The 25765-nt window shown below is 42.6% G+C and carries 16 protein-coding genes; 6 read left to right on the forward strand and 10 right to left on the reverse strand.

The genetic code is table 11. From position 1 onward, the window contains the following. Nucleotides 1-723, reverse strand: coding sequence for a LytR/AlgR family response regulator transcription factor (locus H9Y05_RS09580; RefSeq protein ID WP_163491490.1), 723 nt, complete (start codon nt 721-723; stop codon nt 1-3). Then, nucleotides 689-1468 (reverse strand): sensor histidine kinase, encoded by a 780-nt coding sequence (locus tag H9Y05_RS09585; protein WP_163491491.1) that lies wholly within the window; start codon nt 1466-1468, stop codon nt 689-691. Before H9Y05_RS09585 ends, H9Y05_RS09580 begins: the two co-directional genes overlap by 35 nt. A gap of 166 nt (nt 1469-1634) precedes the next feature. Here H9Y05_RS09585 and hutI point away from each other — a divergent pair, with 166 nt between their 5' ends. Continuing rightward, on the forward strand, nt 1635-2867 hold the full coding sequence (hutI, locus tag H9Y05_RS09590; RefSeq protein WP_216714151.1) for an imidazolonepropionase: 1233 nt from the start codon (nt 1635-1637) through the stop codon (nt 2865-2867). Nucleotides 2868-2923: 56 nt separating this feature from the next. Here the strand turns inward: hutI and H9Y05_RS09595 are convergent, their stop codons facing one another. Continuing rightward, nucleotides 2924-4768 carry an ABC transporter ATP-binding protein gene (locus H9Y05_RS09595; protein ID WP_163491493.1) on the reverse strand — a complete coding sequence of 615 codons (1845 nt, stop codon included), beginning with the start codon at nt 4766-4768 and terminating at the stop codon, nt 2924-2926. Between the two features lie 127 nt (nt 4769-4895). Between H9Y05_RS09595 and H9Y05_RS09600 the strand changes: the two genes are divergently transcribed. From H9Y05_RS09600 to H9Y05_RS09610, 3 genes are all read left to right on the forward strand, one after another. Then, nucleotides 4896-5663 carry an RDD family protein gene (locus tag H9Y05_RS09600; RefSeq protein ID WP_163491494.1) on the forward strand — a complete coding sequence of 256 codons (768 nt, stop codon included), beginning with the start codon at nt 4896-4898 and terminating at the stop codon, nt 5661-5663. Between the two features lie 437 nt (nt 5664-6100). Next, entirely contained in the window at nt 6101-7324 is a 1224-nt protein-coding gene (locus H9Y05_RS09605; protein WP_216714152.1) for an MORN repeat-containing protein, read from the forward strand. A gap of 140 nt (nt 7325-7464) precedes the next feature. After that, complete coding sequence (locus tag H9Y05_RS09610; protein ID WP_216714153.1) at nt 7465-8298, forward strand: hypothetical protein; 834 nt, start codon at nt 7465-7467, stop codon at nt 8296-8298. Between the two features lie 101 nt (nt 8299-8399). Here the strand turns inward: H9Y05_RS09610 and H9Y05_RS09615 are convergent, their stop codons facing one another. The 5 genes from H9Y05_RS09615 to H9Y05_RS09635 form a co-directional block, all read right to left on the reverse strand. Continuing rightward, complete coding sequence (locus H9Y05_RS09615; protein WP_216714154.1) at nt 8400-10655, reverse strand: OmpA family protein; 2256 nt, start codon at nt 10653-10655, stop codon at nt 8400-8402. A gap of 23 nt (nt 10656-10678) precedes the next feature. Then, entirely contained in the window at nt 10679-11602 is a 924-nt protein-coding gene (locus H9Y05_RS09620; protein ID WP_163491500.1) for a PorP/SprF family type IX secretion system membrane protein, read from the reverse strand. 33 nt (nt 11603-11635) lie between these two features. Continuing rightward, nucleotides 11636-17167: a tandem-95 repeat protein gene (locus tag H9Y05_RS09625; RefSeq protein ID WP_216714155.1), complete on the reverse strand. Its 5532-nt coding sequence runs from the start codon at nt 17165-17167 to the stop codon at nt 11636-11638. Beyond that, the gene (locus tag H9Y05_RS09630) at nt 17164-17829 is read right to left on the reverse strand and encodes a hypothetical protein (RefSeq protein WP_216714156.1); all 666 of its coding nucleotides are present in this window, start codon (nt 17827-17829) and stop codon (nt 17164-17166) included. The genes H9Y05_RS09625 and H9Y05_RS09630 overlap by 4 nt, the downstream gene beginning before the upstream one ends. 124 nt (nt 17830-17953) lie before the next feature. Further along, nucleotides 17954-19504: a helix-turn-helix domain-containing protein gene (locus H9Y05_RS09635; RefSeq protein ID WP_216714157.1), complete on the reverse strand. Its 1551-nt coding sequence runs from the start codon at nt 19502-19504 to the stop codon at nt 17954-17956. 238 nt (nt 19505-19742) lie between these two features. Between H9Y05_RS09635 and H9Y05_RS09640 the strand changes: the two genes are divergently transcribed. After that, nucleotides 19743-22688: a sensor histidine kinase gene (locus H9Y05_RS09640; protein ID WP_216714158.1), complete on the forward strand. Its 2946-nt coding sequence runs from the start codon at nt 19743-19745 to the stop codon at nt 22686-22688. Next, on the forward strand, nt 22666-23358 hold the full coding sequence (locus H9Y05_RS09645) for a LytR/AlgR family response regulator transcription factor (RefSeq protein ID WP_163491505.1): 693 nt from the start codon (nt 22666-22668) through the stop codon (nt 23356-23358). Before H9Y05_RS09640 ends, H9Y05_RS09645 begins: the two co-directional genes overlap by 23 nt. A gap of 6 nt (nt 23359-23364) precedes the next feature. Here the strand turns inward: H9Y05_RS09645 and H9Y05_RS09650 are convergent, their stop codons facing one another. Beyond that, complete coding sequence (locus H9Y05_RS09650; protein ID WP_163491506.1) at nt 23365-25239, reverse strand: ABC-F family ATP-binding cassette domain-containing protein; 1875 nt, start codon at nt 25237-25239, stop codon at nt 23365-23367. Nucleotides 25240-25281: 42 nt separating this feature from the next. Continuing rightward, nucleotides 25282-25761, reverse strand: a complete 480-nt coding sequence (locus H9Y05_RS09655; RefSeq protein ID WP_163491507.1) for a DUF4293 family protein — start codon at nt 25759-25761, stop codon at nt 25282-25284. Between the last annotated feature and the right edge of the window lie 4 nt (nt 25762-25765).

Consider the following 25765-nt stretch of genomic DNA (forward strand, 5'->3'; position numbering starts at 1 on the left):
CTACACCTTCACCCGTTTTAAAAATCCTTCCCGGTAGACTTCTCCGAGGATTAAGCGCAAGGGATTTTTACTGTTCGGTGCCGTAATATTCGTTGTAATTTCATCAAACGAAAACAACTGTACAATTTTAAGTGCAATGAGTTCTTTTTTGTTTACACGTACAAACCGGTCCGCGGGAAGGACTGTTTTTAATGCCTGAAATGAAATATTTTTCAACACGATTGTAGAGCCGTCCTGCAACCGGGCGATTTTATCCCGGCTATCCACTTCCGAAGCTTTGACGTACACCAGCTGATCGAAGAAAATAATGGCTTTTCCTTTATCGGTATTCAATTGAATAAAATTCTTCTTATTTTTCTGCTGATTCAACCGCATTTTCGCTTTCTCAACTGCCTGCTGTAATCGTTCCATCCGCACTGGCTTCCGGACATAATCAATGGCATCGATGTCGAATGCTTCCGCCGCGTGATCCGTATATGCTGTCGTGAAAATAACCGGTTTTCCATGAAGCAGATTGGCCACCTGTAATCCGTTCATTTCCGGCATTTCAATATCCAGGATGCACAGATCAAACTCCAGATCCGATAACTCACGCAGCAGGTTCACAGGATTGTCAAATGCCTTTACAACTTCCAGGTCCGGAATTTGTTCGCACAGCATTTTCAGGTACGTCAGTCCCGGCAACTCGTCATCCAGCAGCAAGCATCTTAGTTTTGTACTCACGCAAATTAATTTTTAGGTTTGCAATATAGATGTCATTCTCGGTATGCCGTTCCAGTTTAAAATCTTCTTTGTAGATAATTTTCAACCGTTCTTCGAATGTAGCGGAGCCGACGCCTCCCTTTTCTTTTTTCAACGGGTTTTTGGAGGAAATTTTATTGGTCACTGTCATTGAGAATACACCATCCCGGAATTCAAATACAATGGATATAAACGCATTGGGGCTTTGCAGATCCGCGTGTTTAAATGCATTTTCAATCAAATCAACCGACACTAACGGAGCCAGTAAGTGCTGTTCGAATAACGCGTCCTCCTCTTCGATCTTCGTTTTCACTTTCAGTTCAAATAGCGGACTGATCTTAATTTTATTGATTTCAACCAGATTCAGTGCAAAATCAATCTCTTCCCGCGGTGTTACATACCTGTCTCTGCTTTCGTAAAGAATATAATCCAGGACATTTCCCAATTTGTCCATCGCGAAATAAGTTTGATAGGCATGTGACTGAATGGAGTTCAGGATGTTTTTGAACAAGTGCGGGTTTAACTTCGATTCCAGATTTTCCAGATGAAGTTTATTATAACTGCTTTCGTATTTCTGAAACAGCTGTTCCATTTTCTCTTGTTTTGCTCTGCTTTTTCTCAACTGGATGAACATATATACCAGTAAAACCAACAATACCAGGATAAAAATGGTAGCAAGAGAAGTGGATATATACAATGAATCATTCACAATAAGCGCAATTAGCATTCATACAAAAATAGTTTTTTTCTTGTTTTCCCTGGTTTTAAAAAAATCAGCGATCAACGATTTTCATGGTGACCATTCGTTTTTTATCCCGGAAGAATCATGGATTGCATTTCCAAAACGGAAAATTGATTGTATCTTCGCAGGGCTCCATTTTAATGCAACCGTAATGAAAAAAATCCTCATCAAAAATATCAAAGGTTTGGTACAGGCAGGTGAAGAAATTCCTGCTGTGATCAAAGGAACTCACATGCACATACTCCCGGTGATTGAAAACGCATTCCTGGCACTGGAAGACGGTGAAGTCGTTGCTTACGGTCCGATGGACGACTGGCAGGGAGTTACAGACTGGAGAGATCTGGAAGTCATTGATGCAACAGGAAAGTATGTGCTGCCTGCTTTTGTGGACGCGCATACACATACGGTATTTGCCAAAAGTCGGGAAGAAGAATTTGTAGACCGGATCAAAGGATTATCCTATGAAGAGATCGCGTTGAAAGGAGGGGGAATTTTAAATTCAGCACGTCGGTTGGGAGAACTATCAGAAGACGCACTGTTCAAAGCGGCAAAAGAACGCATTGAACGGCTCATTTCTTACGGAACAGGCGCCCTGGAAATAAAATCCGGGTACGGGCTTACTGTAGAAGCGGAAATCAAAATGCTCCGCGTCATCAAGCGATTGAAGGAACATTTCCCGATCACCATCAAAGCAACGTTCCTGGGAGCGCATGCTTTTCCGAAAGCGTACAAAGAAAATCAACAGGGATACATCGATTTGATCATCAACGAAATGCTTCCGGTGATTGAAGCGGAACAACTGGCAGATTACATCGACGTGTTTTGCGAACGCAATTACTTCTCCGTAGAACAAATGGAACAGGTATTGACTGCCGGGAAAAAGATCGGATTAAAACCAAAAGTGCATGTCAATCAGTTTTCCATCATGGGAGGGATCCAAAAAGCAGTTGAACTGGGTGCTGTGTCTGTTGATCACCTGGAAGAAATTTCGCAGGAAGACATTGACGCCTTGAAAAATGCGGCAACTATACCGACGATTTTACCGAGTTGTTCTCATTTTATTTCTATCCCCTTCGGAAATGCCCGATGGATGATGGAAAATGACCTTCCGGTGGCACTGGCAAGTGATTTCAATCCGGGAACAACACCGAGCGGAAATCTGGGATTTGTCTGGTCACTGGCGTGTGTAAAGATGAAAATGACACCCGAAGAAGCCTTCAACGCTCTGACAGTAAATGCCGCTGCCGCATTGGAATTGAGTGAAACGCACGGAAAAATAGCATTGGGAAGAAGATCACCGGTTATCATCACCAAAGAAATTCCAAGTCTGGCTTACATTCCGTACGCGTTCGGCGATATGCACATCGAACGTGTGATTGTCTAATCGTATCCAGTTAAGAAGTGACGGAAATTGATCCCCGCTTTTTATAAAACAAAACCTTAAGAAATTCCCTGCAAAGAAGAAAGGTACGCGTAGGTACCACCTTTCCCGATCAGTTCATCATGGGTTCCCCGTTCGATGATTTCTCCTTTGGAAAGCACAATAATTTCGTCCGCATTGCGAATGGTACTCAGCCGGTGTGCAATCACCAGCGAGGTTCTGTCTGCCATCAGTTTATTAAGCGCTTCCTGCACCAGTTTTTCGGATTCGGTATCCAGGGCGGAAGTGGCTTCATCCAGGATCAGGATATCCGGATTTTTCAGGACTGCCCGGGCGATACTCACCCGTTGCTTTTGCCCGCCTGACAATTTATTTCCACGCTCACCGATCTGGGTATCGTACCCGTTTTCCAACTCTTCAATAAATTTGTGCGCATTGGCAATTTTGGCTGCCTCTATGATTTCTTCCCGCGTAGCATGTGGTTTTCCGAACGCAATGTTTTCCGCAACTGTTCCGTTAAACAAAATAGATTCCTGGCTCACAATACCGATTTTACTGCGCAGGTAATCTACTTTCAGGTCACGGATGTTGACATCATCGATAAAAATTCCCCCTGACTGCACATCATAAAAACGCGGAAGCAAATCTGAAATAGTTGACTTACCACTCCCCGATTCTCCAACCAGGGCGACTGTTTTTCCTTTAGGAATGAAAAAAGAGACCTGTTTCAACACCGCTTCTTCACTGTAAGCAAACGATACATTTTCATACCGGATTCCATCCCGCAATTCTACCGAGGAAACCGGATGTGCCACTTCGTGAATTTTTTCATCTGTATCAAGCACTTCATTGATGCGCAGCTGTGCTGCTTCTGCTTTATTCAGGTTGGCTACAGATGTTGCAATCCCCTGAATCGGGCGCAATAATTGAGAGAAAACCAGAATAAACCCGATGAACTGTGGTCCGTCGAACCCATTACCGGCCTTGTTGTCAAGAATCATGCTTCCTCCGTACCAGACAATCCCCAGCATGACTACCACTGCCAGGAATTCATTCAGTGGCGGAGAAAGGTCTCGTTTTCGGAATGCTTTTGTTGTGAGTTGTTGGTGGCGCAGGTTCGTTTTTCCGAATGATTCCCGGATAAATTTCTGCGCATTGAATGCTTTGATAATGCGGATTCCACCCAATGCTTCTTCCATTTTGGAAAACAGCACTCCCAATTCGATCCGTTCCTGTCCTGCCGTTCGCTTTAAACTCTTCCCGATGCGGGAAATAACAAATGCTGTTAATGGCAGCAAAATAAATGAAAAGAGTGTAAGCTGCGGGCTCCAGTACAGCAATGCCGCTACATTCAGAATCACAGCAATGGGCTCCCTGAAAAACAGTTCAAGGACAGCAATCACCGCAATTTCGATTTCACCAACATCACTTTGAATCCGTGCCATCAGGTCGCCTTTCCGCTCATTACTGTAGTACGACAATGGTAAAGACATCGCTTTATTAAACAAATTCTGACGCACATCCCTTACGACTGCCATTCTCAATTCTGATTGGTGCCAGATCGCTCCGTAACGAAATAAATTTTTCAGAAAAAAGGCAACCAATACCGAGCAACAGACAAACAACAGTGCATTTTTGGGGTTCTCTGCCACCATGCTTTGGGTAAAGTAGTTGTAATAGTCGGAAACATACCTGATCCCGCCAGAGAATGTCCCGTCATAAACAGGTTTACTCACCGTTACGATTTCATCGGAGCTATCCGGGAAAATCAATTGCAGGAACGGGATGAACAGTACCATTGAAATGAGGTTAAAAATCACAAACAACAGGTTGTAAACAATGACCAGTACAGCAAGTCCCTTGTACCTGAATGTCTGCCTGTAAATCTCAATGGTATTTTTCATTGCGCTAAAGTTACACAAAATGATTTGATAGAAGTAACAGCTGAAGGGAGGAAAAAAATCAGCTCTGGCAGTGTGATTCCAAAATATTTGATAATTTTAGTCGTCCAACACAACAACAGGCATTCAAATGAGCACCATAAATTTTGAATCTTCACAATATGTTTCGGTAGAGTTTTCTCTTGCCAATGCAGGACAACGTCTACTCGCTGCCTTTGTTGACATGGCTGTTTTCATTGTCTATTTCATTGTGATGATCGCTTTTTTGGGCGAGTCACTTATTTTCAGTGTGCACACTTACGCCGATTTCTTTTGGTTATTGCTCATCAAAGCTCCCTGGATTTTGTACAACCCGGTGTGTGAATACTTTATGCACGGGCAGACGTTGGGGAAATACATTGTCGGAATCCGGGTTGTGACCTTAAACGGTGATCGTCCAAAATTGAAAGAAGTCTTTACCCGGTGGATTTTCAAAGGTGACTTTCTCTGGATCAGTGCCAATATTTTTGTCTATGTCTGGTTTGGGATGGGACTTGTTGCCATCGCTGTAATCAGCCTGTCAAACTACCGGCAACGCCTCGCTGACGTCTTGTCCAACACCATTGTGATTAAAACAAAAGGGAGCAACGCATATAATTTAAAGGATATTCTTTCGATCAAAGACACCAATACACACGATGTTCAGTATCCGCAAGTCATTCGTTTTACCGATGAGGACATGATGTTGATCAAAAATACGATTTTGCGCCTGCGCAAACACCCGACTCCGGAAACGATCAAATTCGGAAAAGAGCTCTGTGATGAAACAGCACGACTGATGGGTATTGAACCTGTTCAATCGAAACGCATGGAGTTTTTACAAAACGTACTGCAGGACTATGTGGTATTGACGCGGTAGTTTTCTGAATATTGAATTATTGAAGTTTCATAACAACTGACCTCCCCTCACAGTCATTAAAATGCTCTAAATAGAGGTTTTTAGAACCCTTTTGTACAAATACATCGTTTGAATGTATACTCGTGCATCTATTTTGTAAAGGTGTTGAATCTACGTGCCGGCATCAGTACTGTTCCTTGGTAAGCAAGAATCTTTAACGCATAATTAAACAACTGTTTATCAATAAAATAAATCAAAAAAAAGCAGTTTTAGTTCCAAAAAATGAAACAGGTTCAAACTGCAGGGTTTCAGGTAGTGAGAACCACAATCGTGTAATTTTATTACTTTTAAACCATCTGATTTTTAGGAAAATTTAAACATCGGAGCAAACTACAGCATGAATAAATTTGCATGAATCTGGACGCGCATAATAAACACTTATAAAAAACACTAACAACATGAAATTTTATAAACATATTACTCTCTCAATAATTCTGGTTATATGCATGATTGGTCCGTTGAATGTATCTGCTCAAAATTTGGGAAAAGATCAGGAAGCATGTAAATATGTAGATGCTAACATAGTTGAGAACTCGCGTATTGAGTGGGACGGAAAATGTAAAAACGGCTATATTCATGGAAAAGGAACATTGAAAGTCTATTCCGGTGAAACGTTATATGCGACCTATATCGGAGAGGTAAAAAATGGAGATCTGAACGGACAAGGAAAATTAGTTTTTGAAGACACCTCATACGAAGGGGAATTTAAAAACGGAAAATTTGACGGATTCGGAAAATACAAAGCGCCTGAATTAGAATATACTGGATATTTTAAAAATCATGTGCGAAACGGCTTCGGTAAATACACCTCTACTGACGGTGAATTGTATGAAGGGGAATATTTGAATAATGAAAAGCACGGAAAAGGAAAGGCAACTCTCTCGAATGGTGATAAATATGAGGGAGATTTTAAAAATGGAATGGCAGAAGGATATGGTAAAATAACTTTTTCAGACGGAGGCGTTTATGAAGGAACATTCATTGCCGGACAACCAAACGGGAAAGGAATGTATATCACTGCAGCACAAGAATGGAAATATCAAGGGGATTTTAAAAACGGAGTCATGGAAGGCGTAGGCAAACTCGCTTATTCAACAGGAGATGTCTATGAAGGAGAATTTTCCAATAACCAAATGAATGGAAAAGGAATATTTACATTTGAAGACGGATCCAAATATCAAGGTCAGATATCTAATGGAGAATTTCACGGGTACGGAAAATTTTCTGCTCCAAACGGAGATGTATATGAAGGAAATTTTAAAAAGAGTATAAAAGATGGAATGGGGACGATGACAACACGTGATGGCATTTATACAGGAGAGTTCAAAGACGACGTGATGCATGGAAAAGGGAAATTGACGTACACGATCGGAGATATTTATGAAGGTGAGTTCCGAAACGGGATGTTTGAGGGAATGGGATACCTTCAATTAGGAAACGGAGATAGATATACAGGTGGCTTTTCTAATCATCAAATAAATGGTGAGGGTCACTATCAATTTACAAACGGTTATTATTTTAAAGGCGAGTTTCTGAACGGACAATATATCAATGGGACGATATTTGATCCTAACAATCAGATTTTTGAGGAGTACAAAGATGGTGTAAAATTGAATGAGTGATAAATGAAGGACTATCCTAAAAATACAAGCATAAATACCGATCTGCAAAGCAAGAAAGCATCAAAAGGAAAATATGACAAAAAATGAAAAATAATTCGTTAATTTAGAATGGGGTATTCCGTAAAAATCAACAATAAAAAATGACCAAAGAAATTCTAACCCTTATTGATAATCACACCTATACAGCTGCTTATAACCTGGTAAAGCAAAACGAACGGTTAGCAAAAATTTATGTTGTATGGACACTCGTGTATGACGGACAAAAATTTGAAACGATTGACCGAACCATCCATTCTGATGATGTTGGCAATGAGATCATCGAATCGGTTAAACTATACATTCATTTGTCACAATCAAATTGGGATAAGGAATTATTGTCGGAGTTCAGACGGGTAGCGAAAATGATTATCGCAGAGATAGCAGCCGGGTTAAGAAATGCCTCACATACGATCGTAGACGGACAGATCATACATACCCCTGCCCACCTAATAAAACCTGACGTCAGGGATTATATCCAGGAATTAATTGAGCACTTTGACAAAAAAGAATTGTATGAAAGTAAAGCAGATATGGCGCGTGTCAAGGCTCAGTTAACGTTGACGATGAACCTGGAAAAACGCTATGTCGGGGCTGACATGATTCAATATGGTACGTTTTACGAAAACGTGAAACAATACGAAGACAGTGTTCAAATATACTATGCGGTAGTTCACGACTTTGAAGAAGCTCTTGATTCAGTAGCTTATGAAGACAAAGAAGAACAACTTTTAGAACTAGGTTTTTTAAAAGACGCGTATGAAGGAATTTTAAGGTTGACAGATACTCCAGATATTCAACAAAAACTGGATGAACTGAATTTCGTTGTGTCAACATTGCAACATCAATCTGATTCAGAATCATTCAACCAGTCCACAGGAGATAATCATCATGTTGTTGAAAAAAAATCGTGGTTTAAACGAATTTTGAATAATTAGGAAGAAACAAGATTGACTCGTTTAATGTTTCGTTAGTTATTCAAAAAAACAAAGGAAGGACAAATGCCCTTCCTCTGCTGCTAACTTACGAAACCTAACCACTAAAAACTATCTGTACTGGTGTTGCTCACTTTCAGCTTATCATCACCTGTAGAGATTACCTTAAATTCTGTTCGTCTGTTCTTTTCGTGCTCTTCTTCCGGACAATCCGATTTTACGGTTCCTTCACATGCGCAATCATTCAACAGACGCGATTCACCGTACCCTTTCCCGTAAATACGCTCCGGATTAGTAATTTTCTTCTTGATATATTCTGCGGAAGCCTTCGCACGCTTATCCGACAATGACATGTTGTATGCTTTCGATGCCCGGCAGTCTGTGTGAGATCCTAATTCTACCACCATATTTGGGTACTTGTTCATCACATCCACAATTTTGTCCAGCTCTTTTGCTGCATCCGGGCGAATGGCATACTTGTTCAAGTCAAAATTAATCGGGTTAATCTGTACCATTTCCGACAAATCTTTTACCTCCGGATCCAGTCCAAGATCCAGAAGCGCATGAATATCGTACTGTCCTGGCTTGTCAAACAAGGTATTGTAGGTAACTGTTTTTGAGAAATATCCTTCTTTCTGCAATACCAGGTTGTAACTGCCACGTTCGTTGAGTTTTTTTCCGAACAATGCTTCCCGGAAATCACCGGATACAGGCGTCACAATCCTTTTCGATTTATCCGTCATGTTGTCCACCAGGTACACTTGTACCCCTTCCAGCGGCAATCCTGTTTTTTTATCTGTGATCAATGCATACAGCGACAAACCAGGATCTTTTTCCAGGATGACATCTGCAATGACAACTTGCTCATTGGTGAACGTATTTGCCAGATTCTTTCCGTCAAAATAATCTGTTTTTGTACCTGTCAACCCATAGTTTTTTTCGTATTCCGCTTCAAAGGAGTATACCCCGTTTTCGTCAGCAGTAACTGATTCAATAACCGTTCCTTTGTCATCTTTCAGGTCAATTTTTGCAAACGGAACAAGTTCTCCTTTCTTATCTTTTGCAGTTCCTTTAATGGTAATTCCAAATACAAACGGACGAATCGATTGCACCGCGTAGATGTCATCTCCACCTTTTCCGCCATCCCTATTGGATGAAAGGAAACCTGTCTTTAAATCGTTGGACAAATTGAATGCGAAATCGTCAAACTGACCATTCACCGGCAATCCGAGGTTGTGAATTTTCCCGAATTGCTCTCCTTCCGGCAACGCAACAAATACATCCAATCCTCCCAATCCCGGGTGACCATCTGTTGAGAAAAACAACCTGCCTTCTCCGTCAATAAACGGGAACATCTCCTGCCCTTCCGTATTGATTTCTTTCCCCAGATTGATCATTTCTCCGAAAGTTCCGTCCGGTAAAATTGCTGCTTTATAAATATCCGCACCGCCGTGTCCTCCCGGTTTATCCGATACAAAATAGATCGTTTTTCCATCTTTTGAAATCGTTGGATGTCCGACAGAAAAGTCTTTGGAATTGTAAGGAAATTCTTGTTCATTGACCCATTTTCCATGTTCATCCACGGTTGCACTGTACAACTTCAGGTTCTGGATCTTTTGTCCGTCACGGCGTTTACTTCCTGAAGCAATGTTATTGCGGGTAAAATAAACGGTCTTCCCATCGGGTGCAAATGCCAGCGGACCTTCGTGAAACTTGGTGTTCACCTTCGAAACACGCTTCGGTTTTCCCAACTGTTGCTGATCGACTGTCACCTGGTAGACGTCCAGGAAGCGCTTGGCATCCCATGCCCACTCATTTTTGACAAAGGCGCGTTTTTTCCGTGCCGTAATAAAATACATCTTGTCCTGTGACGGGTTGTAATACCCTCCGAAATCGGCAGCAGCGGTATTCAAACTCAGGTTTTCCAATGAAAAAAACGGCTGAGTTTTCTCAATGTTGGATTTATACCCGGTATTTGTCAAAAACAATTGGCTCCGTATATCTGCTGTAGCGGCCTGACTGTACTTATTCATCCACTTATCGCTTTCCATGTAATTTCCGGTCTGTTTCAATGCAGAAGCGTAATTGTAATAATCTTCCAGCCTGGCTTCAGGAGATTCAATCATCTGGCTGTAATAATCAACTGCCTTCGTATAGTTATCCATTTTCAGGTAACTCAACGCCAGTTTACTTTTCAATGCCGGGCTGTCTACTTCGGAACCAATCAGGTCTTCATACAATTCGGCAGCATATGCGTACGACAAACGGTTGAAATAACTGTCTGCTTTCTTCAATTTACCCGATTGTGCAAACAGGGCCATTGAAATACTGCAACTAATTGCTAATAGAACTATTTTCATGTCTATGTCTGTGTTTTTTAGAATTAGAAATAACGGGGTGAACGGATCCCTTCTTTTTTGAACAAACAGTCATACGACAGCATGATTTCAAACGATCCGTTGTTATAGTTTCTCAATCGTTGTGTTCCGAAATCACTGGCTACCCCGATTTTGAACTGCGGTGTGATCTGTACCTGTACAAATGCTCCAAACGCAGCCAATAAGCGATAATTTGCTCCCAACCACAGTTTTTCATTGTAAATGGCTGCTGCTGTCAGATCCAGGCTCAACGGAGCTCCCTCTGTTATTTTCAACAAGGAAGTCGGGCGGAGTTTCCATTTATCCGATAGGCGAATCACCCCTCCGATAGTCGCAAAATAATGGCGACGTTCCAGGTTGGTTGTACTCAGTTCATCATAACTTCGTTCCAGTAATTTCGGAGTACTCACACCAATGAAAAAACCGGGTGTATGGTAATAGATTCCAAACCCGAAATTCGGATTGATGTTGTTGCGAATATTCTGCAATAATTTCGGATCGTTCGGGTTATCTGTGTTCAGTCCTTCTCTTCCGATATTGATCAGGTTAATCCCTCCTTTCACACCAAATGCCAGTTTACCCCGATGATTTTTAAATTTCACCGTATATGACGCATCGGCGTAAAACATCGTCTGGTTCATCGGGCCAATGTTGTCATTGACAGCAGTCAACCCCAATCCGATGGATTCATACGACAGCGGAGAGTGAATACTGAATGTGGATGAACGGGGCCTTCCGTCAAATCCTACCCACTGTTCGCGGTGGATTCCCGTCATGTTCAGCATTCCACGACTACCGGCATAGGCCGGATTGATGAACAGCATGTTGTCAAAATACTGTGTATAATGAGGATCCTGCTGTGCGGTTGCACCGGTGCTTCCGAGAAGCACCAGTGTCAGACAACCTGCTAAAAACTTAATTGTTTTCATTCTTATGTTTTTCAATGTGAAAAATTTCTATTCTTATCGCTGGATATATACATATCCTTTCAATACTCCTACGTTACTGTCTTTGGTGTCAATCACGTAGTAATAAGTTCCCGTCGGAAGTTCTCCTCCTCCGATGTTCAGATTACTGTTGGATGAACCATCCCAGGTATTGAGGTATCCGTCGGCAGTATACACGACATTCCCCCAACGGTTGTAAACCGTTAACTGATTATCCGGGTATGCTTCAATTCCGTTGATGACCCATACATCGTTGATACCATCACCATCCGGTGTAAATGCATTCGGGATATTGATTCCGCATGGATTCGGATCACATGGATCAAGCGGATCAGAGCCTCCGGCCAATTCATCGCCATTGGTAATTCCGTCTCCGTCACAGTCGGCATTCATCCAAGTTGTTCCCGGAGTAACTGTTTGACTTGTCAGTACAAAATTACATGGGTCGTTTGGATTAGTTCCATCTGTCAATTCATCGCTGTCTGTCACACCATCTCCGTCTGTATCCGGAGTCAACGGATCTGTTCCCGCCTCTACTTCTTCTTCATTGGTAAGTCCATCATTATCACAATCTGAACTGTTCCATGCACCTCCTTGTGTAAGTGTAACACTTCCTGCACTGTAATCGCATGGATCATTCGGATTGGTACCATCTGCTACCTCATCACCATTGATTACACCATCTCCATCACAATCCAATGTGTTCCAATCTGCGCCCGGAGTTGTTTGACTTGCCGTGTTGTAATCACACGGATCGTTCGGATCAGTACCGTCTGTCAACTCATCTCCATTCGTTACTCCATCCCCGTCACAGTCTGCATTGTTCCAAATAGCACCCTGAGAAAGAATAACACTTGATGTATTGTAATCACACGGATCATTTGGATTCGTGCCGTCTGTTAATTCATCACCATTGGTTACACCGTCTTCATCACAATCCAGTACATTCCATACAGCACCAGGTGTTTGCTGATTCGCCGCATTGTAATCGCATGGGTCGCTCGGATCAGTACCGTCTGTCAACTCATCTCCGTTGGTCACACCATCTCCGTCACAATCTTTCATCGGATCGGATAAACATGGTACCACTGTAATTACAACAACTGCTGTGTCACATAATACCGGCATACCCGTATCACAGATTGAATAGATCAATGTATCGGTTCCACTGAATCCGGGGTTTGGTGTGTACGTAATTTCTCCGGTAACCGGATTAACTATCGCCGTTCCGTTTGTCGGAGGGGTTACAACTGTTACGCTCGCTTCATCCAGGTTCCCATCTGCATCTGTATCATTCGACGGAACATCAATCACAACAGGCGTATCTTCATCTGTCGTGGCTGTATCGTCATTCGCTACCGGAGCATCATTTACAGGGTTTACTGTAATCACTACAACAGCTGTATCACATAGCACCGGCGTACCCGTATCACAAATTGAGTACACCAATGTATCCGTCCCATGAAAGTCAGGATTCGGTGTATACGTAATTTCTCCCGTAACCGGATCAACTGTTGCTGTTCCGTTTGTCGGAGGGGTTACAACTGTTACGCTCGTTTCATCCAGGTTCCCGTCTACATCCGTATCATTCGAAGGAACATCAATCACAACAGGTGTATCTTCGTCTGTTGTCGCTGTGTCATCATTTGCAGCAGGCGCATCATTTACAGAATTTACAGTAATTACAACAACTGCCGTATCACATAGCACCGGCATACCCGTATCACAAATTGAGTACACCAATGTATCCGTCCCATGAAAGTCAGGATTCGGTGTATACGTAATTTCTCCGGTAACCGGATCAACTGTAGCCGTTCCGTTCGCTGGTGGCGTTACAACTGTTACACTTGTTACATCCAGGTTCCCATCTACATCCGTATCATTCGAAGGAACATCAATCACAACAGGTGTATCTTCGTCTGTTGTTGCTGTGTCGTCATTGGCAACAGGCGCGTCGTTTACAGAATTTACAGTAATTACAACAACTGCCGTATCACATAGCACCGGCATACCCGTATCACAAATTGAGTACACCAATGTATCCGTCCCATGAAAGTCAGGATTCGGTGTATACGTAATTTCTCCCGTAACTGGATCAACCGTTGCCGTTCCGTTCGTTGGTGGCGTTACAACTGTTACACTTGTTACATCCAGGTTCCCGTCTGCATCCGTGTCATTTGACGGAACATCAATCACAACAGGGGTATTTTCGTCTGTCGTTGCCGTATCGTCATCGGCGACAGGAGCATCATTTACAGGGATCACGGTAATTACCACTATAGCAGTATCACACAACACCGGCATACCCGTATCACAAATCGAATAAACTAATGTATCATTTCCGTTGAAATTCGGATTGGGTGCGTACGTAATTTCTCCGGTAACCGGATCAACTGTAGCCGTTCCGTTCGTTGGTGGCGTTACAACTGTTACACTTGTTACATCCAGGTTCCCGTCGACATCCGTATCATTCGAAGGAACATCAATCACAACAGGCGTATCTTCGTCTGTTGTCGCTGTGTCATCATTTGCTATCGGCGCATCATTTACCAGGTTTACGGTAATTACTACTACAGCGGTATCACACAACACTGGCATACCTGTATCACAAATCGAATAAACTAATGTATCATTTCCGTTGAAATTCGGATTGGGTGTGTACGTAATTTCTCCGGTAACCGGATCAACTATTACTGTTCCGTTTGTCGGAGGGGTCACAACTGTTACGCTCGTTTCATCCAGGTTCCCGTCTGCATCTGTATCATTTGACGGAACATCAATCACAACAGGTGTATCTTCATCCGTTGTTGCTGTGTCGTCATTGGCAACAGGCGCATCATTTACAGGGTTCACGGTAATTACAACAACTGCTGTATCACACAACACCGGCATACCCGTATCACAAATTGAGTACACCAATGTATCGATTCCATTGAAATTCGGATTGGGTGTATAGGTGATTTCTCCGGTAACAGGATCAACTGTTGCTGTTCCGTTTGTCGGAGGGGTTACAACTGTTACGCTCGTTTCATCCAGGTTGCCTTCCATATCTGTATCATTTGCCGGAGCATCAATCACAACAGGCGTATCTTCGTCTGTTGTCGCTGTATCATCATTGGCTACTGGCGGACAGTTAGAAGTATGTGGCAATGTAATGTGTGCAACCTGGTATTCGCATGGATTCAATGGATTTGTTCCATCAACCACTTCCTGGCTGTTTGTCACACCATCTCCGTCACAGTCTGTATTGTTCCATGCTATTGTTGGTGGTGAGCTCTGACTTGCCAATACAAAATCACATGGATCTGTCGGATTTGTTCCATCAGTTACTTCCTGTCCGTTGATGACACCATCTCCATCACAATCTGCATTGTTCCAGATTGATCCTGTCGGTTGCGTCACACTTCCGGTCAACAATTCACATGGATTCAACGGATCTGTTCCGTCTGTGATTTCATCTCCATTTGTTACTCCGTCACCATCACAATCGTTATCATTCCATGCCGCTTCCTGAGCCACAGATTGACTTGCCAGATTAAAGTTACACGGATCTCCCGGATTGGTTCCATCAGTCATTTCATCCTGATTGGTCACTCCATCTCCGTCACAATCACCCAATGGGTCTGATAAAATGTCTACATCCAGATAAAAATCTTCTACTTCACCATGAATCACAGATCCATAGCTTCGTTCATCGATTGATGTAGAGATATTATCGGTTAGCGTTTCAGTTGTTATTCTGACACGTACATATTTAATTCCACACGACGTAGTGACTCCGTTCCACTGAAGATTTACGGTTTGGGGTCCTGCTGCTGAAGGTACAGTTGTTTCAACAGCTTCATCCGGACTGAAGATGCCGTCTCCGTTCCAATCTACCCATGCATAAACCGTAGCATTAGAGCCTGAATTATTAACGTATGTCAATGTTGTGGAAAAATCCGGGTTGGCAGTTGTATGTGACAAAGGAGTCGCTAATCCGTCTTCATCTGCTCCATCTCCGTTTGTTCCTGTATTGTCCGCTCCCCAGGAAACATTATTGTTCAGTCCGTTGTCCGGATCCGGCGCGATTGTTCCCAGGTATAATTCATCTCCACACATATAATAATGCGTTGCCGGATTTCCATTTTCATAGGAAAGTGGTACATCACCGGCATCATACGTGCTGGAACCACAAATCAATCCAAGTGGTGTATTGGCGCAATCGAATGTAGAAACGGTACTTGTTGTAGCAACGTTATCTCCCATTGAACCGTCAATTTTATGTCCTACATAACAATAGCGCTCTGCACATAATTTCATACATGCAGTGGTATGTCCTCCGACTTCCACATACGTGGCGATATCCGTTCCCAATGTAAATCCGTTAGGAACCTGTGGTAAACTGTGTGTTCCAGTACCTCCTGGTACACCGATCATCTGGTTGTTATTGTTTCCCCATGACCACAATTCTCCGTTGGCAAGGATCACAGAAACGGCCGCACTTGCAGTCGTCCAGCCATCCTGATCGTTTCCGGATACAAAAATAACATTGGTCAGATCTGCTGTATTTGTAGCATTCCGTACGGGCAACCACCCCAGTGAATGCGCTGTATTTCCTTGTCCCAACTGACCACTGGCATTTCCTCCCATCGCATATACTTTATTGTCTGCCGGGTTAATGGCATAATAACTGGTTCTGTTAGCAGCATTGTCCCATGTCGCATTGGTATAATCACTCGTAATGGCAATCATCACTGGTGTTCCTGTAAACGGTGTCGTCATAGGTGTAGCACGGTCATATGTTGCCACAGCTGATCCGTCTCCCAGGTAACATCTCGGTCCCCAGGTATACCATTGTCCGGTAGACGTTACAGCAAAAGCACCTGTGGGGCTCACCCGCATATCGATGACTCCCGTAAGAGGTGGGTTTCCTGTAATGTTTCTTGTCACCCTCGACCAATAGTTATCTCCAGCTCCCGGAGATGTTCCTCCGATTCCGTGAATGCTTGTATTACGTCCGCTGACATATACCTCTCCCGAATTGGTCAATAACATGAGTGACCCGAACGAAGCAATCATGTTCTTAACATCTGAAGGAGTGACTCCAACAGGCATTAGAATTTGCTGGAAACCGGTTGTATTGTACAATCCTGTTCCTACTGCTATGTTGGTGGATCCCCATGCATACAAACCTGTTGTCGACAATACAAACCCTTGTGTTGCATTGGACGAACTGGTTGCCAGTGTGGCAAACAACGGTGATCCTGTATAGTTATAGTGTTCATGTGGAGCAGAAGGATTGGGTGCAATGACAACAGGTGTCAGATGCCGGTTCGTGCTTGTCCCGTTTCCGTCTGCCCATGCACCGGCACCCCAGATCAGAAATGAACCGTCCGGACGGGTTGCAATGGTGGTATGAAATCCTGATTGAATCTGGTCGTATGCCTGCAAGGGGTTGCAACCGGAGCTCTGAGCAGCTGCATCCTTCGCCATTCCTAAAAAGAAAGAAACGGTTATCAACAGGAATACATACGCTTTTTTGAAAAGTAATTGATGTGTCATCATTCGTTTGTTATTAGATGGTTGAAGAATGTCGGTCGTCCGTCTGCATCATACACACGAAACTGCACATTTCCCTGTTGTGGAATCGCTCCCGATAATTCAAAGGTCAGCTTATTCTCTCCGTTTTTCAGTGTTACCTGCCCGTCTTTTAACCGGGATGAAAGATGAGCAACTCCTGTTGTCCTGATTTCATTGGAAGTATAGTCAACTGTTTTTCCTTCATACGTTTTAACCGTCACAGGTACCGTCAGGACAATCCCGGAAGCATCGCCCGTAGTCAGTGGTTTTGAGAACTCAATGTTCCTGACATCAAATGTCATCTTTACACTTCCTACCTCTACGGTAACTGTTTCCGTTTTTGCAGGATGGTCTCCATGTGCGGGAATGTTAAATGTGACCTGGTATGTTCCCGGTTGAGAAAAAATCAGGTCACCGGTTGTTTTCCCCGAGCCGGAGACCTTATTCATTCCTTTCTGAGGGGATACACTCCACGAAACTGAAAGCGGAAGTTCTGTTGAAATTCCTGCCGTTATGGTATCTCCGAAACTGATTTGAAAATGATCCTGGATGACACTGACATCATCACCGCACAGTATGTGCGAAGGCCCTCCATGTGCAAGTAGGCACCAACACGAGAGTCCGATCATGGTTAGCATTTTTTTCATATAATAACGTTTTAAAATCGGGACAAAAGTAGGTCCGTAGCAATGCTTTAGAAAGCGAAAGGATGTCCGGATTCAGGAATTCGGACAACCTACACGAAAATAAAACGCTTTAAATTTCAATCAATTACGATTGTTTTGATAAGGAAGTGCTTTTTTCAAGGTAGTCTAAAAATGTAGACGGAGAAAATCCTGTGACGGACTTAAAAATAGCAGAAAATTTACTGTGTGAAGAAAACCCGGCTTCCTCTGCCAGGTAACTGATCTTATAATTTTTGAAGACGTCGTTTTTTTCTATTTTTTCAATGATGTACCGGATTCGTAATTCATTGATGTAGGCATTGAAATCTTTGTTTTTATGTGTTTTCAATACATAAGAAAGATACTTTGTGTTGGTATTCAGAATACCGGCAAGCATCGGTAGTGAAATCTGGTTATCCGTATACCTGCCTGTTTTTTCAAATTCGTCCAGGTCACTTAGGAGTTTCGATTCAACGGCTTCTGAAATCAGTCGCTTTTTATCTTTCAGTACCGGTTCTCCCGATTCGATCTCAGTTGTATTTCCTCCCCGGTTCTGCTCCTTCAGTTTCCTCATGATCAGCTTGAACCGTTCAAAATCGCGCTGTTTACTTCTGCGATGCCATAGAATCGTTGCAATAATAATCAGCACCAAAAAAATAGCGACAATGATTAAAATCCGGTAGTTGAACGACAATGATTTATCGCGCTGCTGAATGGTATTGACAAAATTATCAATCGATTGCTTTTTCTTTTTTTCATTGGCCTGGAATGCATCTATGTACTTATCGTGGTAAACCGAGTAATTTTTGTAGTCATCTTCCGACTTATAGTATTCCGAAAGCGTTTTGTAGACTTCAATCTTTAACTCTAAATGATCAGACAGTTGTACAATCTGTTCTGATTTTTTCAGGTGATCAATTGCCAACAGAGGTTCGTTCTTTTCGAAATAAACCCTTCCGAGTCCACTATGAACAAATCCATTGAGCATGGCGTCCTGCTGGGTAATTTTCCCCATTCGTTTGATGGCTTCATTGTAATGCTGCAATGCCTCATCCCATTCTTTCAAACCGATGCATGTTCGTCCGAGCAATTCTTCGTTCGTTGCCAGAAAGTAATTTTTATTCACCTCATCTGTCAAACGCATAAAATAACCTTCCGCCGTCTTGACTGCTTTGTGTGCCCGTTGGTAATTACCGTACTCCATTGCATAATAAGCGGTTTCCTGGAAAATCAATCCCAGGTACAGGATTTTTATCTCTTCATTTTCAATTAATTTACTGACATTTTTTCCTTTCTCCAGGTATACCTCTCCCTGCTCATACAATCCCAATATCCGGTATTGTGTTGATAAAAAACCGGCAATCCGGGCTTCCCAATCATAGAAATTGTTTTTCACAGCAAGTTGATCAGCCATTGTCGCATAGTGGATTGATTTTTTCATCTCACCTTTCTGCTGAAACAAGGTAGACGACAACATTAATGCTTTGAGTTGATGAAGTTCTGACTCAGAATGGGTGTGTAACGAATCTGCAATTGCAATAGCACGGTTGATATCTGTGGCCGAAATATGAACCGCTGTCTCAAAATAAATGCTGTCAAATTTGTTTGTCGCCTTATTGTTTTGAGCAGCTGTTGTTGCAGTGGTTAGTAGTATCATAAAAATGCCTTGAACCGTCAGCAAAATGGTTGAAAACGGTTCAAGGCAAGTGTGTCTTTTCATATACTAGTTAGTGTGTCAATCAGGAAACGTGTGTGCAAAATTAGGTAGTTTCGGGAAGACAACTGCATCAAAACTTTATAAGTGAGTGATTTTAACCGATAAGTGAGTTCTTTCTTCATTTTTAAATCATCATTCATTGGTTTTTAATACTTTTGTTTCATGAATTTTACGTTTGATGAGACCTAAGTTCACCTGTTTTATCATTCTCACATTTCTACTTGTTATTGTGAACCGTTCGCTTTCCCAAAAGTATGATTACTTCGGTCAGGAGAGCAAGTTCCCTTATGCCGTTACTCATTACAATGCCGAACACGGATTACCTCAAAATCAGGTACTGGACATTGTGGAAAGCGACCAGGGAATCATTGCTTCAACGGCCAATGGCATCAGTTTGTTTAACGGGACATTCTCTTCTCTTTCTTCCGCCATCAGCAGGGAGAAGAAAATGCATATGCAGTATAAGTTATTCTTTGATACGAACACGCAACAATTGTATGGATGGACACAAGGAGGTAACTACAACCTGATTCATCCCGAAATTAAACAATTAGCAACCTACAGCTGTATCGCGTTTGACGATGAATCGGTGACCGGAATGCAACCCGACGGAACCATTATTACCTCCAGCCATGATATAAAAACAACCTACCGGACAATAAAAACAGGCATTCTGTACCCTATTGCAATTCTGTTGCATGAAAACCACTACTATGTCAGTACCAGCCAGCACCTTTATCAGATTGATCTGCATACGGGAACTACTCGTCTTCTCCTGGACGGGCAGTTTGAGGTATTGGGTAAAAATCCGGCTACCAATACCATTTATGCGATCGATCAGGATTTGTTCTGCATCGATGCAAAAGGAATCCGGCAGATTAAATTGTATAATCCTCCCACATCCCGCAAACAGGCATTCCGGGACATTGAATGTATAGCTGCCGACGAGTTGCTCATTACTTCTTCAGCGGGTTTGTACCATGTAAAAAACGGAGTTGCTTCCTTGTACGATGTCCGGGACGGGCTGGTATCCTCCTCCCTTTACGGACTCCATTATTACGCGGATGAAAATTGTGTTTTTGTAGGGACAGAAAACAACGGATTAATGATCCTTATTCCCAAAAAGGTGAATACCTATTTCATCCGGGACCAGATAGGCGGGTCTCAGTCGTTTTCTTCCGTTGTTCAGGATGAAACCGGTGCCCTTTATTCTGCTGCATCAAAAGGACATATTCTCCGGATCAGCAATGGTATTCAGTCAGCTTATTCCTTCGTCGACCGGAATGTTCTTTCCCTGGCATACATCCATCAAAAGTTGTATGTCGGCACATGGACAAAAGGATTGACCATCCTGCAAAACGGGATCCCTGTTGATTCCATTCCTTCGGAAGTCCTGCCGTCTCCCCATGTCCAATGTACTTATATGGATTCCAGGGGGGTGATCTGGGTCGGGACGACAGAAGGTCTTGTTTTTAAAGTGCCTTCCGGTCAATGGCAACGCAATTCCATTCCAAAACAAGCCGTTATTTCTATTTATGAGCTTAGCAATGGAAATCTGTGCTTCGGAAGTAACAACGGGTTCTATATTCTGAGTGAGACCGGAACCATCATCCGTCACCTCGGTGAGCGGGAGGGAATGGCCTGCAAAGAAGTTCGTTCGTTTTATGAAGATTCTTACGGAATGCTCTGGATAGGGACATACGGAGGAGGGCTTTACCGTTATTACAACCGGCAACTGGAATCCGTCAACAGCAAACCCAATTGCCTGCTCAGTCAGGATGTGTTCACATTGGCACGAACTACTGACGGGCAACTGTATATGTCATCCAACAACGGGATTTGGTCTGTCAATGAAACAAAATTACGTGATTTCTGCAACGGGAATATTTCCTACCTGATTCCAGCCTATTACGGGCGGGAAACCGGTATGATCAATACCGAGTTTAACGGAGGGTTTCAAAACAATTATACGTGCATCGGTAGTAAGTTCTACTTTCCATCAATCTATGGATTGGTGGAGCTCGACACCGATCAGCAACTCCCACGTAAAAAGCTCATCACTCATTTGCGCTCCGTCCTCATCAACGATACAATTACACCCGGTTCCACTGTATTTAAACGTTCTACGCACACCATTCTTTTTGAGTTTTATACACCTGTTTTCACCGAGCAATACAATGTCTACTATCAGTATAAATTAACAGGGGAAGGCCTCCCTGATAAATGGAACAAACCCCAGAAAACCGGAAGTGTGACATTAAAAATGCTTCCCCCTGGGGATTACACCTTCAGCGTCAGGGCCATCGATTGTTTCAACGATGCCTCCCCTCATCTGCTGTCGTATCACTTTACTATCCGCCCGCATTTCTACGAAACTACTGTATTTCAAATTTTGCTGGTATTGTTGGTTATTGGCATCATTGTTCTGTTCGTCCGGCAAAAAATAAAAAAAGAGGCGGAAAAAAACAGGATCAACAATACCCTTCTGGAACTCAAGCTGAATGCCATCCATTCAAAAATGAATCCACATTTCATGTTCAATACGCTCAACAATATTGTGTACCTGCTGACCATTGAAAACTATACCGCTGCAGAAGAACTATTACAGGATTTTTCCCTCTTACTCCGCAGTTACCTGGAAAAAAACGATAGTTCATTCATTACCATCGGGGAAGAGATGGAAATGATTGACCTGTATTTATCCATTCAGCAAAAACGGTACAACGGGCAATTTGATTACTTCATTACCTATCCTGAGAAATTAGCAACCGCTGTTATCCCATCCATGTTGATTCAGCCATTCGTTGAAAACGCCATTATTCATGGATTGGCACATAGTAAGCATCCCGGAAAACTGACACTGGACATTTACCAAAACGGACAGACAGTTGATATCCGGATCAAAGACAATGGTATCGGAAGAAAAGAGTCGGAGCGCATCAATGCGAAGCGCTCCGGACATTCTTCCAGAGGAATTGCATTAATTCGGGAAAAAATCCGGGTAATGGAACAAAAATACCTGCTTCACATTCAACTGGAAATTACCGATCCGGGAGAAGACGAAGAACAAGGAACATTCATTTTATTAAACATTCCCATTTATGATAAAGTGCCTGATTGTTGAAGATGAAATTGCAGGACAAACAATCCTTGCAAAGAAACTGGCGACCTTTTATCCGGAATGCAGCATCGAAGGGGTTTACGATAATAAACAGGATGCCTTTGATCACATTCGCAGCAAGGAAGTAGATTTGCTGTTCCTGGATGTCCAGATAAAAGGCGGGACAGGAATTGAAATCGTTGAATCATTCAAGGAACCGGATTTTGAAACAATTTTCATTACAGCGCATAAAGAATATGCGATGGAAGCACTCAACAACAATGCTTCCTACTATCTGCTAAAGCCGATTCACGACCGGGAATTTAAAAAAGGAATGGATCTCGTGCTGGAACGCATCAAACGAAAAAAAATCATTCCCACCATCTTTGTTCCACATAAAAACATGCAGGTTCCGGTCAATATTTCCCACATTCTTTACCTGAAGTCTGATGGAGCTTATGCACACATCATCACGAAACAGGAGCATTATCTGTCGTCGAAGAGCCTTGGTCACTATGAACAGCTGCTCGCACAATCAGGTTTTATCCGTTGCCATCATTCATTCCTGGTCAACAGTAAACACGTGGTACAATTGGAAAAAGGAAGAAGCGGAACGCTCATCCTGTCAAACGGCGATACGATACCGATTTCCCAACGCAGATTAAACGATTTTATGTCTCTGTTTCAGGGGTAAGTCTACTTAAACAAATTCGGACAACTCCAACCAGCGGTTGGTTTTATCGTCCAGTTCAGCAACAACCTTTGCCAATTCCTCCCCTGCTTTCATAATGGCTTCATTGGAACTGTCAGCAGCAGATAAAATTACAGTCAGTTCTTCCTTTTTTGCTTCTAATTGTTCAATTTCTCCTTCCAGGGATTCGTATTCCTTCTGCTCTTTATAGGACAGTTTTTTCTTTTCTTTCAGTTCAGCTGGTTCCACTGCCTCAACAACTGTTTCTTCGGCCAGCTTTTTTTCTTCCTGCCGTTCTGCTGATGCGACTTGTTTTTGTTGTTTGCGGTACTCCGAATAGTTTCCGATGATGTCTTTCACTTCTCCTTTTCCTTCAAACACAAACAAGTGATCGACCATTTTATCCATAAAATACCGGTCGTGGGAAACAACAATCAGGCATCCTTCAAATGAACGCAGGTATTCTTCCAATACGGCCATTACAAAAATATCCAGGTCATTTGTCGGCTCATCCAGGATCAGGAAGTTCGGGTTTTTCATCAACACTGTCATCAGTTTGAGGCGCCGTTTTTCTCCCCCGCTGAGTTTGTGTACAAAGTTGTAATGCATATCGCGCGGAAACAGGAATTTCTCAAGAAAATGTGCCGCAGATAATTGCCGTCCTTTCTCCAATGGGATGAATTCGGCTACATCCCGGATCACATCAATTACTTTCTTGTCATCTTCCACCACGAGTTGTTCCTGATTGTAATAACCGAAAACGACTGTTTCACCAACAACGATTTTTCCTTTGTCAACCGGTTCTTTTTCCAGGATCATATTCAGGAATGTAGACTTACCTGTTCCGTTATTTCCGACAATTCCTACCCGTTCCTGACGTTTAAAAATATAAGTGAAATCATTGAGAATTTTTTTCTCTCCGAATGCCTTCCCCAAACGGTGTAGTTCCAGGATTTTCGTTCCCAGGCGTTCCATTTTAACCGGGATATCAAGTTCGTCTTTATCCAGACGTTGGTGTGCCACTTTTTTTGTATCGTGAAATGCTTCAATCCGGGCTTTTTGTTTGGTTCCCCGTGCTTTCGGCTGACGACGCATCCATTCCAATTCTTTCCGAAACTGGTTCTTTGCCTTCTCAACCGTTGATTCAAATTGTTCTTCCCGCTCTGCTTTTTTCTCCAGGAAATAGGAAAAATTCCCCTTGTAGCGGTACAAAGTTTTATTGTCTAATTCCAGAATCGTATCACAAACCACCTCCAGGAAATAACGGTCATGCGTCACCATTAGTATCGTTGACTTCGATTTGGAAAGGTAATCTTCCAGCCATTCAATCATATCCAGATCCAGGTGGTTCGTCGGCTCATCGAGGATCAGGAAATCCGGTTCGGCAATCAGTACTTTTGCCAGCGCAACCCGTTTTTTTTGTCCCCCCGATAAATTTTGAATCTGCATGTCTGTATGATCCAGTTTCAGTACCGACAATATCTGAGACACGCGAACTTCTACATCCCAGGCGTTCAATTCCGAGATTTGTTCAAATGCTTTTTGTACGGCTTCTTCATCGTTTACGGAAGTTGCTTTATTGTATGCTTTAATGGCACGTAGTTCAGGCAGATCATGGGAAAAAACTTCCTCCAGAATGGTATGCTCCGGGTTCAAATCTTCACTCTGCTCCATGAACACCATACGCAGGTCATTGCGAAAAACCACCCGTCCCTCGTCCAGTGTATCCAAACCTGTAAGACAGCGGAGCAAGGTTGTTTTTCCGGCACCGTTTTTTGCAACAATGGCTACTTTTTGTCCCTGGTCAATTCCAAATGTGATATCCTGGAAGATAACGCGGTCACCAAAAGATTTTGTGATGTTCTCAACTGAAAGAAAGTTCATGTGTATCGTTAAAAGAAATTAGATAGTAAAGTATGTGTTCAATTAACGAAGTCTGTTCAATGAATCGATTGTCTTTTTGTCTTTCCGGATTCCCATATGGGCCAGGTGCGTCAACGGAAGACCAATTACCAGCAGATAAAAACTATGGGAGTAATTATTCTGGATCACTTTTCCTGTCACCTGTCCGGGTGCAATAAAGTAATTCCAGGCAACAATCCCGATTAATACCAGTAAGTACAATCCCCACAACAATTTGGAATACGCAAACTGCTTGTTCAGTTTCTTATAGCTAAACAGAACAAATGCAGCAAAAAGCGCAAGCAGTAATGTTGCAATATACACCGGTAGTGACGTTTGTTCGATCAATTCTTTTCCGTCCAGCGTATACTTGGAAATTCCATATGCATTGAAGCGAAAAAATGCTTCATCCGTAATATAATTGAAGAAATCTCCCCAAAAACTGACAATTACGAGGAGGATAATTGCTCCAAACAAATAAAGTGATTGTACACGTTGTATCATGTTG

Source organism: Taishania pollutisoli, assembly GCF_014518315.1.
Classification (GTDB): domain Bacteria; phylum Bacteroidota; class Bacteroidia; order Flavobacteriales_D; family Crocinitomicaceae; genus Taishania; species Taishania pollutisoli.

Coding starts and splice junctions, on each gene's coding strand:
- H9Y05_RS09585 (WP_163491491.1), bottom strand. CDS start 1,468: ATGCTAATTGCGCTTATTGTGAATGATTCATTGTATATATCCACTTCT.
- hutI (WP_216714151.1), top strand. CDS start 1,635: ATGAAAAAAATCCTCATCAAAAATATCAAAGGTTTGGTACAGGCAGGT.
- H9Y05_RS09595 (WP_163491493.1), bottom strand. CDS start 4,768: ATGAAAAATACCATTGAGATTTACAGGCAGACATTCAGGTACAAGGGA.
- H9Y05_RS09600 (WP_163491494.1), top strand. CDS start 4,896: ATGAGCACCATAAATTTTGAATCTTCACAATATGTTTCGGTAGAGTTT.
- H9Y05_RS09605 (WP_216714152.1), top strand. CDS start 6,101: ATGAAATTTTATAAACATATTACTCTCTCAATAATTCTGGTTATATGC.
- H9Y05_RS09610 (WP_216714153.1), top strand. CDS start 7,465: ATGACCAAAGAAATTCTAACCCTTATTGATAATCACACCTATACAGCT.
- H9Y05_RS09615 (WP_216714154.1), bottom strand. CDS start 10,655: ATGAAAATAGTTCTATTAGCAATTAGTTGCAGTATTTCAATGGCCCTG.
- H9Y05_RS09620 (WP_163491500.1), bottom strand. CDS start 11,602: ATGAAAACAATTAAGTTTTTAGCAGGTTGTCTGACACTGGTGCTTCTC.
- H9Y05_RS09625 (WP_216714155.1), bottom strand. CDS start 17,167: ATGATGACACATCAATTACTTTTCAAAAAAGCGTATGTATTCCTGTTG.
- H9Y05_RS09630 (WP_216714156.1), bottom strand. CDS start 17,829: ATGAAAAAAATGCTAACCATGATCGGACTCTCGTGTTGGTGCCTACTT.
- H9Y05_RS09635 (WP_216714157.1), bottom strand. CDS start 19,504: ATGATACTACTAACCACTGCAACAACAGCTGCTCAAAACAATAAGGCG.
- H9Y05_RS09640 (WP_216714158.1), top strand. CDS start 19,743: ATGAGACCTAAGTTCACCTGTTTTATCATTCTCACATTTCTACTTGTT.
- H9Y05_RS09645 (WP_163491505.1), top strand. CDS start 22,666: ATGATAAAGTGCCTGATTGTTGAAGATGAAATTGCAGGACAAACAATC.
- H9Y05_RS09650 (WP_163491506.1), bottom strand. CDS start 25,239: ATGAACTTTCTTTCAGTTGAGAACATCACAAAATCTTTTGGTGACCGC.
- H9Y05_RS09655 (WP_163491507.1), bottom strand. CDS start 25,761: ATGATACAACGTGTACAATCACTTTATTTGTTTGGAGCAATTATCCTC.